20 protein-coding genes are annotated in these 14330 nt (G+C 50.1%); 5 read left to right on the top strand and 15 right to left on the bottom strand.

The features are described from left to right. Window positions 1-3 precede the first annotated feature (3 nt). The 7 genes from ACR6HW_RS14225 to ACR6HW_RS14195 all read right to left on the bottom strand — a co-directional run bounded on the left by ACR6HW_RS14225 (window position 4) and on the right by ACR6HW_RS14195 (window position 5902). A complete protein-coding gene (locus tag ACR6HW_RS14225; RefSeq protein WP_455728389.1) occupies window positions 4-657 on the bottom strand; it encodes a LysM peptidoglycan-binding domain-containing protein in 654 nt (217 codons plus the stop codon). Beyond that, window positions 657-2576: a tape measure protein gene (locus ACR6HW_RS14220; RefSeq protein ID WP_455728388.1), complete on the bottom strand. Its 1920-nt coding sequence runs from the start codon at window positions 2574-2576 to the stop codon at window positions 657-659. The genes ACR6HW_RS14225 and ACR6HW_RS14220 overlap by 1 nt, the downstream gene beginning before the upstream one ends. A 266-nt stretch (window positions 2577-2842) precedes the next feature. After that, window positions 2843-3274, bottom strand: coding sequence for a phage tail assembly chaperone (locus ACR6HW_RS14215; RefSeq protein ID WP_455728387.1), 432 nt, complete (start codon window positions 3272-3274; stop codon window positions 2843-2845). 26 nt (window positions 3275-3300) lie between these two features. Further along, window positions 3301-3768, bottom strand: a complete 468-nt coding sequence (locus ACR6HW_RS14210) for a phage tail tube protein (protein WP_455728386.1) — start codon at window positions 3766-3768, stop codon at window positions 3301-3303. An 18-nt stretch (window positions 3769-3786) separates the two neighbouring features. Next, the gene (locus ACR6HW_RS14205; protein ID WP_455728385.1) at window positions 3787-5064 is read right to left on the bottom strand and encodes a phage tail sheath family protein; all 1278 of its coding nucleotides are present in this window, start codon (window positions 5062-5064) and stop codon (window positions 3787-3789) included. Window positions 5065-5076: 12 nt separating this feature from the next. Continuing rightward, window positions 5077-5484 (bottom strand): phage tail terminator family protein, encoded by a 408-nt coding sequence (locus ACR6HW_RS14200; RefSeq protein ID WP_455728384.1) that lies wholly within the window; start codon window positions 5482-5484, stop codon window positions 5077-5079. Further along, window positions 5474-5902, bottom strand: a complete 429-nt coding sequence (locus ACR6HW_RS14195; protein WP_455728383.1) for a phage scaffolding protein — start codon at window positions 5900-5902, stop codon at window positions 5474-5476. Before ACR6HW_RS14195 ends, ACR6HW_RS14200 begins: the two co-directional genes overlap by 11 nt. Window positions 5903-6495: 593 nt before the next feature. Between ACR6HW_RS14195 and ACR6HW_RS14190 the strand changes: the two genes are divergently transcribed. From ACR6HW_RS14190 to ACR6HW_RS14180, 3 genes are read left to right on the top strand one after another with little or no spacing between them, the layout of a single operon-like run. Further along, entirely contained in the window at window positions 6496-7008 is a 513-nt protein-coding gene (locus ACR6HW_RS14190; protein WP_455728382.1) for a hypothetical protein, read from the top strand. A gap of 10 nt (window positions 7009-7018) precedes the next feature. Beyond that, window positions 7019-7561 carry a hypothetical protein gene (locus tag ACR6HW_RS14185; RefSeq protein WP_455728381.1) on the top strand — a complete coding sequence of 181 codons (543 nt, stop codon included), beginning with the start codon at window positions 7019-7021 and terminating at the stop codon, window positions 7559-7561. 20 nt (window positions 7562-7581) lie between these two features. Beyond that, the gene (locus tag ACR6HW_RS14180; RefSeq protein ID WP_455728380.1) at window positions 7582-7731 is read left to right on the top strand and encodes a hypothetical protein; all 150 of its coding nucleotides are present in this window, start codon (window positions 7582-7584) and stop codon (window positions 7729-7731) included. A gap of 111 nt (window positions 7732-7842) precedes the next feature. Here ACR6HW_RS14180 and ACR6HW_RS14175 read toward each other — a convergent pair whose 3' ends face one another. Next, a complete protein-coding gene (locus ACR6HW_RS14175) occupies window positions 7843-8370 on the bottom strand; it encodes a sigma-70 RNA polymerase sigma factor region 4 domain-containing protein (RefSeq protein ID WP_455728379.1) in 528 nt (175 codons plus the stop codon). Between the two features lie 231 nt (window positions 8371-8601). Here ACR6HW_RS14175 and ACR6HW_RS14170 point away from each other — a divergent pair, with 231 nt between their 5' ends. Then, a complete protein-coding gene (locus ACR6HW_RS14170; protein ID WP_455728378.1) occupies window positions 8602-9240 on the top strand; it encodes a LexA family protein in 639 nt (212 codons plus the stop codon). A 27-nt stretch (window positions 9241-9267) separates the two neighbouring features. Here ACR6HW_RS14170 and ACR6HW_RS14165 read toward each other — a convergent pair whose 3' ends face one another. Genes ACR6HW_RS14165 through ACR6HW_RS14155 form a run of 3 tightly spaced genes read right to left on the bottom strand, consistent with a single transcriptional unit; the run spans window position 9268 to window position 9885 of the window. Further along, complete coding sequence (locus ACR6HW_RS14165; protein ID WP_455728377.1) at window positions 9268-9495, bottom strand: hypothetical protein; 228 nt, start codon at window positions 9493-9495, stop codon at window positions 9268-9270. Between the two features lie 10 nt (window positions 9496-9505). Beyond that, window positions 9506-9724: a hypothetical protein gene (locus ACR6HW_RS14160; protein WP_455728376.1), complete on the bottom strand. Its 219-nt coding sequence runs from the start codon at window positions 9722-9724 to the stop codon at window positions 9506-9508. Window positions 9725-9726: 2 nt separating this feature from the next. After that, entirely contained in the window at window positions 9727-9885 is a 159-nt protein-coding gene (locus tag ACR6HW_RS14155; protein ID WP_455728375.1) for a hypothetical protein, read from the bottom strand. A gap of 138 nt (window positions 9886-10023) precedes the next feature. Between ACR6HW_RS14155 and ACR6HW_RS14150 the strand changes: the two genes are divergently transcribed. After that, a complete protein-coding gene (locus ACR6HW_RS14150) occupies window positions 10024-10470 on the top strand; it encodes a helix-turn-helix transcriptional regulator (protein WP_455728374.1) in 447 nt (148 codons plus the stop codon). 98 nt (window positions 10471-10568) lie between these two features. Here ACR6HW_RS14150 and ACR6HW_RS14145 read toward each other — a convergent pair whose 3' ends face one another. Genes ACR6HW_RS14145 through ACR6HW_RS14130 form a run of 4 tightly spaced genes read right to left on the bottom strand, consistent with a single transcriptional unit; the run spans window position 10569 to window position 14265 of the window. Next, window positions 10569-11573, bottom strand: a complete 1005-nt coding sequence (locus tag ACR6HW_RS14145) for a FecCD family ABC transporter permease (RefSeq protein WP_455728373.1) — start codon at window positions 11571-11573, stop codon at window positions 10569-10571. Continuing rightward, window positions 11566-12531, bottom strand: a complete 966-nt coding sequence (locus tag ACR6HW_RS14140; protein WP_455728372.1) for a FecCD family ABC transporter permease — start codon at window positions 12529-12531, stop codon at window positions 11566-11568. The genes ACR6HW_RS14145 and ACR6HW_RS14140 overlap by 8 nt, the downstream gene beginning before the upstream one ends. Window positions 12532-12557: 26 nt before the next feature. Next, window positions 12558-13472, bottom strand: a complete 915-nt coding sequence (locus ACR6HW_RS14135; protein ID WP_455728371.1) for an ABC transporter substrate-binding protein — start codon at window positions 13470-13472, stop codon at window positions 12558-12560. Further along, complete coding sequence (locus ACR6HW_RS14130; RefSeq protein WP_455728370.1) at window positions 13393-14265, bottom strand: ABC transporter ATP-binding protein; 873 nt, start codon at window positions 14263-14265, stop codon at window positions 13393-13395. Before ACR6HW_RS14130 ends, ACR6HW_RS14135 begins: the two co-directional genes overlap by 80 nt. Window positions 14266-14330 lie beyond the last annotated feature (65 nt).

The raw sequence follows: 14330 nt of genomic DNA, 5'->3' as shown, positions 1-14330 counted from the left end.
GGGTCACCGCCTTTCCGGAAGCTTCAGCGTCTGCCCCGTTTGAATTTTGTTGGGGTTTTTCACTGTGTTTTTATTCAGTTGGTGAATGGATGTGTACAGCGCGCCGTCACCGAGGTATTTTTTGGCGATGTTCCACAAAGTGTCGCCTTTTCGTACGACGATTTCGCGCGGGCTTGCTTTCTCGTCCAGCCTTTTAATGCGTTCGACGCGCTTGCGCCCCACTTCGGTGTCGAGGACGAACGCCGTCTTTTTACCGCTGTACTCTTTGAGCTCCAGCGCCAGTTCCAGCGCTTGTCCGAGAGCGACGTCTTCTCTCACGGTGTACGTTTCTATGGAGACTTTCATCTCAGTTTCCGCTAACATCGACCCCGTGCGAGAGATGCGCAAGGTCACCGGCCACTTAATGTCTTTCATCGCCTCTACAGCGGCGATGTAATCGGTTGCCGGTACAAAGCCGTCTTCGTAGTGGGCAAACGGAAAGGGCACTGTCGGAAGCATCACGGTAAAAGTGATGGTTCTCAGACCGGCTTTTTTCAGCACGGTATAGTGGTCGCCGTTAATCAGCGTTTCGGTTTTGTTTTGATTGGCACCTTTGATTTCAATTTTGGGCGGTGGTACGGGAAAAACCACCGACCCGAGTTTTACGGTATACGCCATTACGCATGCACCCCTTCCGCTGTGAGAATCATCGACTCGTACAGTTTGTCCTCCAGTGTGGAAATGACGCCGTCGATGTCCATATCAGAGCTGATAGCGTTTTGGTTGTGCATCTCCACTTTGATTTCTGAGGTGGTGTATCGGTTGATGACCTCCTGTTCTGCTAAATCGCGCATGTATTTCAAATCCTCTTCTGCCATGCTCATCGTCCCCGCCATGGTGCCTGTATTGGCGGCGGTTTGATTCATGGTCTCCAGCATCTGTGCCCCGTTGGTCTCTTCCCCTGAAGGCATTTGATTTTGTGCCGCTTCGATTTCTGCCTGACGGTTATCAAAGTTTTTTTCCATATCCAGCTTCATGCTGTCCAGCGTGGCTTCGCGCTCTTTCATACGCGCGTTCATCTCGTCTTCGGCGTCGGCGAGTTCGGCGTTGCGCATTTGCTTTTCCGCCTCGTTTTTCAGGGCCGCATCTGTGCCGAAGGTTACTTTTTGGACCGCTTCTATGGAGACGCCTTTAATGCTGTTTAACACGCCTATGAAACCGTTGATAATGTCGATGCCTTCGTTCACAAGGCCTTGAAGCAACACGAGTACGCCTGCTTTCATATCGCCGACGACATTTTGAATGCCGACGGAGACGCGCATAAAGCCCAGCCGCATTTTGTCAAAGAGGTTCATAACGGCGTACACACCGGTGTAAAAACCGATTTTAATCAGGTCCCACCCCAGCAGCAGGTTGTTTTTTACAATCAACCACGCCACACTGAGGCCACCGACTGAGTCGATCCACTTGCGTATCAGCACCACCAAGAGCCCAATGGCCAGAGCGATGTAGAATATCGGGTTCTTTAGCAGGGTCATATTGAGCCCTTTCGTGGCCAAGTCAGTGGCAAAGGTGATGAGTTTCCAAGCGGTATACGCTGCAACGAGTCCCCAAATAATCGGCTCGATGACCGACCAGTTGCTCGAGATAAACTGTGCCCCCCTACCTACGAGTTCAATCATCGGCGCCAAGAAGTTCGTCATGGAGTTCTGAATCATTACGCCGAGTTCAGCAAAAGTGGTGGGGAGTTTTGAAAATTTTTCGTTTAAAACGTCGGCGGAAGTACTCATGGCGTTTTTGAGGTAATCTGCGGTGAGCGCCCCTCTGGCAGCCAAATCGGTCAACGCCCCTTCTGAAATGCCCATGGATCCTGCAAGAGCGCCTGCCATCATGCCGTTTGACGCCAGCTCACTGGTGTCGATTCGGCCGTCTTCGAGGCCGCCGGCGACGTCTTGCATGCCGCTGCCCACTTGTTCGGGATCGGCGCCCTCGATTTTGTACGCCATGGTGAGCTGCTCTGTAAACTGCAGGAGTTCCTCTGTACTACCGAAACCGCTTCCCAAGGCGTCTTCCATTGCAGTCATTGCCTGTACGGTTTCACCGTAACTGGTCTTCGTCGACTGCGAGGCCGCCAGTATGCTCTGTTCCAGTTCATAGTTGCTCTGAAGGCCGTCGTTGAGTGCCGCTACTTTAACAGACGCTTGGGTGACGCCATCTGCAAAGCCCATCATACTCTGCGCATCTAGATTGAGGCCCGCCACTTCTTTCAGTTTGCCGAAAAGCCCTTCGAGACTCGCCGCGCTGTTTTCAGAAGCACCTGCGAGATCCGCTTGGCTCTCTGATGCGGCAGCTGTGGCGTCTGCGACCCTTTCCACGGCCGTTTGCATCACATAGACGTTGTTGATTTGCCGGTTGTCGAAGAAGTTGTTTTGAACGGCTTTATAGCTGTTCTGCGTGAGATCCAAATGCCGTTTGATGTTGTTGTTAATGACGGAAACATTGTTCTGAAGGCTGGTATTGAAGGCGTTCATAACCTGTATGCTTTTGCCATACGATTGACTCAGTGCTTCGGGCCCTTTCGAGTTTACTAATTGCAATTGATTACTTATCGGTCTCACCTCCTCGGCCCTCTAGAGGGCCTGTGTTTTGAAGAGAAAAGACAAGCGACGGTTGCCTCCTATCTTTTCCCTTCGCTATTTTTTCTTGAGTTTTTTTGCTCTCTTCCGGTCTTCCTCGAGCTTGAGTTGAATCGCAGCGGCAATAAACGCTTTTTCATTGCGCTCGAGTTTCAGATAATCGGACGGCAGAATTTTGAGTTTGTGAAGGCAATAATAAGCGATGTTGGCCTCGAAATCACCTTCAACTATGAGTTTTTTGCTTCGTCAACCGCCTCTTCAAATGTGGTGTCGAATCCATTGACTTCTTGGATTTTGCCGATGTAGTCGGCGTATTCTCCTGGTGTCAGCATGGTTTTTAGGAGGACGTCCGCCCCCATGACGCCGTAGCTGTTTTGGAGTTCTGAATCGTTGAGGTTCGGGAACACGGTACACGCTGCAGCGAGTTTGCCGATGTAGAGGTTAAAATCGGTTTCTTGAGTGAACTGGTTGCGTTTGCCCGCCACGGGAACGCGTTTGGTACAGGCTTTTCTCAGGGCTTCGTCTTCTGTGGACGTCACGCACCGAATCTCCCACTGGAGCGGTGCGCCGGCGTCGTCTACAAAGCGCTTCGACGCTGGGTGCTTAAGGTTTTCAACAGGTTGTGCGTTCTGTGCTAAAAAAGCGGTGAATTGGCTCATATCATTCGTCCTTTCTCTGTTATCAACTACATGCCGCCGAGTCGGCTAAACGTTTCCGGAATTGTAAAGTCTTCAAAGGTGAAGTCGATGCTCTCGTCGAGGTATTCGGCGTCGGCGTCGAACTTGGTCAACAGGCCGCCGTCGAGGTTACAGCCTAAGAGCGAGACGGTTTGTCTGCCCACAGTTGACGACGGGTCTTCGTTGGTCACTTGGATGTCAAAGTAGATGTCTCTACCGGTGTCTTTGTATTGTTCCAGCAGTTTTCTAAAGACGCTGGTGTTGTAGTGGAACGTCGCACTGCCTGTGCCCTTCCAGCCGGTGGCTTTGTTGCCTTTACCGGTCTTGCCCAAAATCGGTACTTCCGATTTGGTCTTTTCAAAGTTGGCCTCTAAATTAATGGCCTGCATAAACTCAAAGCGGTCTTCGCCAATGGTGACATAGCACTTTGCCAATGCGGCGCTGATGGCGTCTCTTGCGTTCATTACGTTACTCATGGTCTCATCTCCTTTTTACTATTGAACCACTACGGTCATGTAGAGTTGTGTCATGGCGTTAATCGGTGTAATGGCGTCGGCGATGACGACCGATTGTTTCGTCTCCCCTTTTGTAATGCGGACGTGATCCGGCACAAAGCCTTCAATGGCTCTCAGCTTTTGAAGTTCCTGATGGTGCTTGACAATATCTGTCCAAAGGCTGATGCGCCCGTCGTTGTCGTTTGGAATGACGCCGAGGTACTTTTTGCTGAACAGATGCGCAATGTCATTGGCAATTTGATCCAAGATGCGCACGGTCTGATTGCTGGCAAAGTCCTCTGACTTTTCGTCGGTAAAGCTTCTAAAGGTGTTGATGTCTTTTAAGACGCGTCTGTCGTCGCCGGTTCTGTGAAGGATGAACTTGCCGGCTTCAATGGCGGCTCTCAGCGCTTCTTGTTTGTAATCGGCTTCGATTTCAAAGGCGCCGTCGTAAACTTTGTGCGTTGCGCTTCTGTTGAGCGGACAGCTGGCGAGTACCCCTGCCACCCAGTAGACGAGGGCGCTTTCGTCGAACAAGGCGTCTACCACTTTGTTTTCAACTGAAATCACCGCTTCTGAATCGGCGTCTGACTTTCTGTAGACAACGGCCTGTACTTTGACGCCCACCTCTTCTCTCAGGCGCTTTACAAAGGCCACAGCTGCGTCTTTTACGGCGTCGTCTGCACTGGCGCATGCCACGATGTTAAAGCTGTAGTTCTCCAGCTTCTCGAGGGCGCTTTCATACGCTGCCGGCGTCGGTGCCACATCGGTGCCTCCTGTGAGCGGCAATCCCGCTGTAGCCGCCAGTGCCACGTCGGGTTTAAAGCGCACCCAAGCGTTGTCCATCAGTTGATTGGTGCTGTCCACTACGGCCTGCACGTCGACGAGGGTTTCGTCCACATAAGTTTTGACTTCCAGAAGGGTATCCGCTGTCGAAATCACCGTTTTAATGGCATTGCCTCTGGTGCCGGCACATCTGGCCACGGCGTAGGTGTTCTCAGCTTTTGTGGAAGCGGTGCCCACTCTGACGAAATGGGCTTTCTGAACGTTTTTAAACAGATCGTTCAGCGCTTTCATCTCCGGATGATCTACGGTGTAACCGAAGGTCTCAAAGGCTTTTTTGTAGTAGTCTTCTTGCGAAAGGGTGAATACCGCGTCGGCTACACCCCAATTCAAGTGTACGGGGAAAGCGACGGTGCCTCTTTCGCCTAGAATTTGAGGCGCTCTCGCCACGTTGACGAAGTTGATGTAACTTCCGGGTAAGGTGGTCGTCTTCATGTAATCTCTCCTTTATTGATGTAAGGTCAAGGTCCCCATTGGCTCAGACGGCGTTTCTGCTTTTGTGTAGAGGCCGTCGTAGCGCACGGTGAAGACCAGCGTGTTTTCTCGAATGGTGTACCCCATCTCGTGAGCTTTCACCGGTTGTCCCGCCGGAGGCTGGAGCATGTCCAGCAGGTCGAACAGCAGGCACGCTTTTTCGTGAAAGACGGTAAGCGGGGCATCTGTGCTTTTTTGGTAGCGAACTTCAAAGTGGTTTTTTTGAACCCCGCGCCGGCCGCCTGCCGGGGTATAAGCCGTCTTGATGTGTGCGATTTGGAAGTAAGGCAAGGCGCTTTGATCGCCTTCTGTCAGGTAATAAGCGCGTTCGCCCTTTGCTTCCAGCACTGCGGCGATGGTCTTTAATAGGTCAGTCACCATATGTCTCTCCTAATGGGCAGGAGGCCTCTATCTCTGTCGCCAAAGGCGTGAGCTGGGCGTCGAGACCTATCAAATCGCCGTCTTCTACTCGAATCCCTTCTAAGTTCAGTTGAGCCAACCACGCGTCGACGAATACGTTTTGCTTTTTTAAAAGTGTTTTCAATACAAGGTGTTCTTTTATAAGCCGATGGTACTGTCGGTTGACGGTTTTAAGCTCATACGAGAGGCCTTCGGCCCGCGCTTTTATCACGTCGTAGTTTGAGACGCCCTCTAGGCGTTCTTCTGCGACTTTGCGCCGACTGTTCATGTGATTGAAGCGGCTTCTCGGTACAAAGTTTAAAAGGGTCTGTTTTTGATAGGTTATTATTTCATCGATTTGGGCCTGCGACAGCCCCATCGCCTCCAGTTGCTTCTGCATAGAGTCCTCCTGCTAAATTGAGTTAACGTCTGCTCGACGGTTGCCAATTGGCACGCGCTTTATGGTGCGGCGTTCACACGTTGGAATGTACTAAGTATAGCATCCTAAACTTTTGACGATAAGACCTCTCGTGGGACAATAAAAATACACGGCGTTTACCGCCGGTTATGCAATAGGGCTGAACACCCTTACAGTTATGCTATTCGTCCTATAGGCCAGTTGTTACTTTTATGGTAGTATTAAACTGTTCGTGGTGTTTTTAGAAAATAAGATAAAGATCTTTACACAGATTAAGAAAGGCTTATACTTATGACATCAAAATTCTTTAACATGCTGACGCTCTTAGTCATCTTTTCACATTTGATTCAGCGATGAGCGTCTATCGCGAAATGAACAGTCTTATCGTCCAGGACATGGTTTCAAAAGAAAACGTAGCCCTAATGAAATCCATGCGGCTTAATGGGATGATCTATTCAACGGTAAAGCTCGCCCTTCTCTTTTATTTGGCGCGGCGCGCCTTCGTGGGCAATAAAAAAACCACGGCTCCCCGATTGCCCCAAAGGCACCTCTAGAACGATTTGAAAGGAGGTTCTATGAAACTCAATTACAAAAGTATCCTCTGCCTGATGCTCCTCAGTTTGTGTTTCGTTTTAGTCGGTTTTAGGTACAACCAGCTGACCGACACGCGTATGGCACTTCAGGCGACCTACGCCGAACTCAATACTCAGAAAAACGCTCTGGCTTTGGAAAATACAGCACTCGAGCGCGCATTAACCGGTATACGTTTAGAGAGTGAACACTATGAAGCGCTGTATGCGGCGCGCCTTGAGACCGATCTTCTGTTCCACCGCACCTTCGAGGGACAGGCACTTGCCGGCCAACTGTCAGACCGCATCGACCTCAGAGATACAGGTGTTCACATAGACGGCGAAGCCTTTAACCTCCCGCAAAGCCTAGCCTTTCGGCAGCTGGACTTCGGCTTCCTCAAAGACGACACCACGTTCTACGCGCACTACAAAATGCCTTCGAACCAGAGGCATTTGGAAGCGCGATTCGTTCGGAACGACGCCGGCTGGCAACTCGACGACCTCGAGTTTTTAAAGTGAGGCGGTCGATATGAGAAAAAAACTTTGGATCGGTGCCGTGGGTATTGCCCTGTGCTTGGCGGCGCTCTTACTTTACAAGACCCATTTTATAGAAAGAGAAATAGAGACGCTTGAAGAAACCGTAGCCCAGTTAAGTGGGGAGATAGAAGCCCTAGGTGCCGAACAGTTGGCTCTTAAAGCGACCACCGAAAGCGTTCAACATACACGTGACACCCTTGCGATGAGTCACGAGTTGAGGGGGCCCCTCGATTGGCAGTGTCGTCAGTTTCTAGAGGCCGTTCAAAAAGAAACAGTCGATTTAAGGAACCATCACACCACGGCTCGTATCACACTTATAGACGATGGCGTGTACATCGGCGGCGAGCCCTTTGCCGTCCCGACACCCTTCACTATTCAGCAGCGCGCTTACAGCCTTTACGACGACGGGACGACCTACCACGCCATCTACAATGTGCGGCGTCCGGACGTCACCAACCGCATTGAATCGCTCAACGCCTATTTTATTTACCAAGACGGCCAGTGGCTGCTGGACGATTTGGATTTCGACGAATAAGCCCTTTAATGGAGGATGATATGCTCATCTATTTGTTGATTTACGCCGGTTTGCTATGGATTCTCCTCTACACCGGCATCCTTCAAAACCCGGACATCAACCCGCTGCTAAAATTAGCGCCGTTTATCGCACTGGTGCTTCACAAGTGGTGGCGGGGAAGGCGCTCTTAAACATGTAGCGCTTACACTAAAAAGACCGATGAACACTTGACGGCATTCATCGGTCTTTTTTCTCTTTTTGAGGGGCTGTGGTTTATGGGCACCGCCCTCTCTCTCTATGTGTTAAATAAGTAATTCGTACAAGTAGTCGTCCGTAAACAACCTAATTTGAAGCAAGTTCACTAGGCGTGTCTTGTGCCTGGAAATGGTGCGTACGTCCACAAAGATTTCATCGGCTATCGCCTCTCGGCTGAGGCCTTCAAAATATTTGAGGGGGATAATCTCGTAGTATGGGTCGTCTTGAATCCCCGCCAAAGCGTCGTCGATTTGCGCCACAAACTTTCGGGTGATGGCCACGCTGTGTTCGAGAGTGGCAATTTTATCTTGTAGCGCTTCAAAAGCGGCGGCCACGTCGTAGAGTGCCTCTTTTTTAGACGCCGACGCCCCTGAGCGCAAGTAGTCGCACTCGCTCTTTAACGCCTCTATCTGCTTTTCCCGGTCTTCTATCGCCCCTTTAAAATGTCGGTAATTGTATAGGAGTTGCTCGGTTTTTTCGTAGGGGCTGTGTCGGTTCTCTTTGACCAACCCTTGTTTTTTAAACTCTGACGCAACAGCTGCAGCGGTTTTTTCTATAATTTCGTTGACGTTCATCGTATCACAATCCTTTCAAAATGTTTATGAAGCTAAACTTTGTGCTTAAAAAAATTAAATCGTCAAAATGCCGCCACCCCCATACACGTTTTCAAATTTTTGCCTTTGCGATTCTATACCCATCTTACCGCACGTCAAAAGAAAAGTCAATCAAAAGTTTAGGAAGTTGAATTTTAGGGTTTCATTTTCCTAAACTTTTGTGTATAATAGGACGTAGAAAGGCGGTGTGTCATGAAAGAAGCCTTTGATAAAAGGTTGCGCGAAGCGATGGCACTTCGTGGCTACAAGCAAGTAGACCTCGTTCAGAAGACGGGACTCAGCAAATCGGCGGTCAACCACTATGTATCCGGCAAGTATGAAGCCAAGCAAAAAGCCCTTTTTTTGCTTGCGGAAGCACTGGATGTCAGCGAGGGGTGGCTCATGGGGTACGACGTCCCCATGGAGAAAACCGCCACTTGCGCCTATCCCGACAACATTCTAAAAATCGAAGTCCGAAAAATTCCCGTACTGGGAACAATTGCCGCTGGGAAACCCATCTACGCTGAAGAAGAATACGACAGTTACATTGCGGCGGGTTCCGATATCGAGGCCGATTTCTGTCTCAAAGTCAAAGGGGACAGTATGATCAACGCCAGAATTTACGACGGCGATGTGGTCTTTATCAAGCAACAGGATACCGTGGACGAAGGCGAAATCGCCGCCGTTCTCATCGACGACGAGGCGACGCTTAAACGCGTCTACCAAAACAACGGCAACATTATGCTCGTAGCTGAAAATCCGAATTACAAACCCATCGTCTTTAAACCCGAAGACGGCAAATCCATTCGGATTTTAGGCAAAGCCATCGCTTTCCAAGGACAAATTGTGTAGCGGCAGCGCCCTCCCGGGCGCTTGCTCTCACACTTTTGTATTAAGTATCGTTTTCAACAGTTCAATATGTGTCTTGGCCCACGATTGATTTTTTTCAAGTGCCGCCAACAACTCTGTGAGTTCCGGCACCGTCGCGTCGTACGGGGACAGTTGCGCCATCATGTCGCCACTTACTGTAAAGAAGATGCTCTCGTTAACCACGAGCCCTTTGACGCACACACCGAGCCAACCTACATACTTTTGTTTCACAATCATAGGCCCCCCTTCAGTACCACGTGCCGTCATAGCAGTATCTGAGCCAGTCGCCGTTCTTGAAGATCACTTTGAAGTAGCGCCCCTCGCTTTCGTCAATAAGGGCAATGGGCACGTAAGCCGCGCGCTTTTTGGGACTGAGCGTCGCCCGATGGTTGTTGTACGCTTTCTGAAACAGGTGTCTTTGAGGTTCTGAAAGTGTCTGATAGCCCTGTATACAGTAAAAGTTCATCCCTAGCCCTCCGATTCCTCTTCGTTTTCAACGGCTTCTTCTGTGAGCGCCATGCCTTTTAACATATAGTACACTTTTATGCGCTCCGACTTAGACAACTTAAGCAACGACTTAATAAACGCGTCGACATGGTCCTGAGTGACTCTTTTTTTTCCATCCATGTGACTTACCTCCTTATCTGACGTTTCTTTGTGTCAATTATATGACTCTTTGAGACTTTCGTCAATAGATTTTTACACTTTTTTGTTGCAATGAGACATTTAGGCGTGTATACTTATCTCATAAGGGGGAATAAGCTTATGAACGAACGATTGAGACAGCTGAGGAAAGAACTGAACATGAGCCAAGAAGCGTTTTGTAAGAAGCTAAACCTTTCGAGATCTCACGTGTCATCACTGGAAAACGGGACCCGCGCCCTAACCGACCGCATCGTCAACGACATCTGTCGCGAGTTCGGCATCAGAGAGACATGGCTTCGAGACGGCATCGGTGAGATGTTTGAAAGACCTAGCGCCGCTTTAATAGAAGAACTGGCTGCACAGTACCGCTTAGAGACACTTGACAAGCAAATCGTCGAGACGTATTTAAATCTCTCGTCATCGAATCGAAGGGCGATACGAACTTTTGTAAAATCGCTGTCGCGCGCTGTACTGGCGGAAGAAGTCGACGAACTGGAAAGCTACCGCTCCCAACTCGTCGCAGAACAAAAAGAACCTTTTAAGGCACCAAAAAACCCAAAGCGTTAAGTCTTTAGACTCTTTGGGTTTCATCGACTACATATGTAAGAAAAACACGGCAGTCATCGCCGTGTTTTTTAGTGTCCATCATTTTTAAAATTGAAACGCTAGCGTTTGCGCATCACCAGCATGAGAAAATAAGGCGCCCCCACAAGTGAGACGACGATTCCCGGCAACAGCCCCTGTGGCGGCAAAATGTTGCGGCCGATGGTATCGGCGGCCATTAAAAAGATGCCGCCGAGCAGAACACTCCCCGGTAAAAAGTGTTTGTGCCTAGGGCCGTAAAGCCGTTTGGCAATGTGCGGGATAATCAAACCCACAAATGCAATGGCACCTGCCACGGACACCACCACCGCTGCAAGCGCCACAGCGACGGCGACGAGGAGGCGACGTTCTCGCTTTAAGTCGACGCCCAAGCTCTGAGCGGAGATGTTGTCCAGTCCCAACAAATCCATAGTGTTCGCTTTGAGAAACACCACGGCCATTAAGAGGAGGACGAGGGGCACCGTCACCTGCACAAACACCCACTTGTCGCCCCAGATGTTGCCGCTGAGCCATTTGTAGATAAAGTGCACCTCTTCTCTACCCGCGGACGATACAAAGACAATCATCGCACCGGACAGAGAGATGCCGCTGCCGATGCCCACCAGCACCAGCTTGTCCACATTGAGCTGACCGCCTTTATCCATTGAAAACAGCCATGTGACGAGAAACGTTAAGCTCGCTCCGACGAACCCCAACACAGGCAACAATAAGACGACGTTTGCCGAAGTGAAGTCCAGTGTCAAATAGGCGACGGTTACCCCCAGCCCCGCCCCTGCATTGACGCCCAGTATCCCCGGATCCGCCAAGTCGTTTCGCGTAAGTGTTTGGAGCACACTGCCGCTCACAGCGAGCGCCATGCCCATTACCGCCGTAATAATCAAACGCGGCATTCTCAGTGTGAACAGGGTAAAGTGATCTTGCGACGTGCCCTCTCCCAAAAGGGTTTGGAGGACACGGGGAACCGACATCTTAATAAAGCCAAACGAGAGACCGAAGACAAATAAGGCGGCAAACGCCGCGAATAAGCCCAAGTAGCTCAGACGCCTCATGGCATTAGACTCAATCATTGCGGCCTCCTTTCTTGACGACAATTAAGAAAATCGGGTAGCTGGCAACAGCCATAATCGCCGATACAGGCGTTTCATAGGGCGCGTTGACAACCCGAGCCAACAAGTCGGCGACGACTAAGAAAATGCCGCCGGTCACAATGGAAAACGGCACAATGTGCCTGTAGTCCCCACCGACAAGGCGCCGGACAAAATGCGGCACAATAAGCCCTAAAAACACAATGCTGCCTGAAAGGGCGATGGCCACTCCCGTTAAAAACGTCACCATAAAAAAGAAGATGACTTTAAGGCGCCGGACATTTTCGCCAAGAGACAAGGCCAGCTCTTCGTCTAAGCTCACCAGCGTCAACTTGTTTCTGTAGACCAGTGCCAATATCAGCCCCAGTAAAATGATCGGCAGTACCACTAAAACTTCCTTGCTGTTGGTGCCGACTAGGCCGCTGTTTGCCCACATGGTCATCTGCTTAGACGTCGTGAATCGAAGCGCAACGGCATCGGACAAGGCGTACAGCAACGTCGATACAGCAGCACCTGCCAACACGGTTTTCTGATTGCTCAAACTGTGTCGCCCTCTGGCGCTGATAAAAAAGACGAGAAAGCCCGCCAGAGAACTGCCCAGTAAACACAGCAACAAGACGCCATAACTGTTAAACGACGGCAACAGGACGATGCCAATGGAGAGCAGCGCACTGGCACCTGCGGTCAAACCGAACAAGCTGGGACTGGCCATAGGGTTGCGCGTCATCCCCTGCATGTAGGCACCGCTCACCGCTAAAGCCATTCCCGCTAACAGAGCACCTACGATTCTCGGCAGTCGAATCTCTTTTAATATTAGGGTCTGGTCGTTTTCATGCAGACCGAAAATAAACGCTTTCACCTCTTTAAACGGTATGTCTGCCGCACCGAAAGCAAGTGCTGACAAAACAGCAAATGCCAATACCACAAGTAGTATCAGCATCGCACCTTTTCTCTTTGCGCTCTCCATTAGTCTACGAAAAACGCCTCTATCTCTTCCAGTTGGTAATCCAGTGTAATCGGCCCCGTCATATAGAACGCTTCTGCCTGTGCCATTAACACATTCCCCGATTTGACGGCGTCGAGGTTCTGCCAAGTATCGGTTTCTGTAAAGGCCCTATTGGAACCTTCAAAATAAGAGAAAATAATAAGATCTGCTGCATACGTCGGAATGACTTCAGATGAAATGCTGTAGTAGCCGTCTGTTAAAGCGACTTCCTTAACCGCATCGGTCATCGCAAGACCCATTTCTTGATAGACAATTTGCGTGCCTCTGCCCCAGTTGTCTCCAAAGAGGTACAGGTCCTCGCCATAGGCTTCAATAACCGAGATGCTGACGTCTTCGCCATGCTGTGCTTTTATGTCTGCGCCTACCGCTTGAGCCTTTTCTTTAAAGGTCTCTACCCAAGCCTGTGCTTCCGATTCTTTGTTGAGCATTCTGCCGTATTCTACAATAGTTTCAAGATAGCTCAGTTGCCCATAGGAAAAGGCCACCGTCGGCGCAATTTGAGACAGTTCTTCATAGTTCTCATTGGTCGTTGAAATAACGATTAAATCCGGTTCAAGTGCCATCACTTGTTCGAGGTTGTCCACCGATACCTCTGTGGAGCCTTCCAGATAAGGCGCAAATAGTGGGCTACCGCCTATCCAAGCTTCGTGCCCAACCACATCGCCGTCAAACAGCAGTACTGCTCCTGCCGCTGAAGGATCGAGTACCACGATGCGCTCCGGATCTTCAGGCAGTTCTATCGGCCCGTTTTCCGATTCATAAGTGCGCATAGCGGTTTCTTTTTCAACAGCTGCTTCATCTTGTTCCGCAGTATTCGAGCACCCGCTCAGTACAATGAGCATCAGCGCCAATACTGTCCATAGAGTCTTTTTCATGTTCCCTCCCATTTGTTGTTAAACTGTACGACAAACACATAGGTTTTTGCGTTGTCTTATCTCTACCGATTTCCACGTCGACGTTAAACAACGTCTTTAAGACGTCTTCGCAAATCACGTCATCACTGGCCCCGCGCTTGACAATCTCGCCCTCTTTCATCGCAATGATGTAATCGGAATACTTCGACGCTTGATTCATGTCGTGAAGCACCATAACGATGGTTTTGCGGTGGTTCTTCTTTAAATTGTCGAGAATTTCGAGCACCTCCAACTGATGGGCGATGTCCAAATACGTCGTCGGCTCATCTAAAAAGATGATGTCCGTGTCTTGTGCAAGGCTAAGTGCAATCCAAACTCTTTGCCGCTGCCCACCTGACAGCGCTTCCAGTGGGCGCTTTCTGTAGGGGTAAACCCCTGTGATTTCCATCGCCCAGCGCACCTTATCGTAGTCCGCCTTGCTGTGGTTGCCCAGTCGGCTGGCGTAGGGGTGCCTGCCGTACATAACCAGTTCTTCCACCGAGAGACCATTGGTCGCCTCGGGCTTTTGCGGCAACATTGCCAGCACCTTGGCCAACGCTTTACGCGGCATATCGCGCACATTTTTACCATCGATAACCACGCTGCCCGCATAGGGGATTACATTTGCAAGTGCTTTTAAAAGTGTCGATTTGCCACAGCCGTTCGGACCGATAATCGACGTGGTCTTCTGCTGAGTCAAAGACAACTCCACTTTTTTGACCACATCTTCCCGTCCATAGCCGACTGTTAGCCGCTCTGAGACAATATATTCCATAGCGATGTCCCTTCTCATTTATACTGACGTATGGTATAATAATCCATACAATTTTACTTGGAATT

It is taken from the genome of Fusibacter sp. JL298sf-3 (assembly GCF_053842995.1).
The sequence above is the reverse complement of the archived record's forward strand: the minus strand, read 5'-3'. Positions and strand labels throughout refer to the sequence as shown.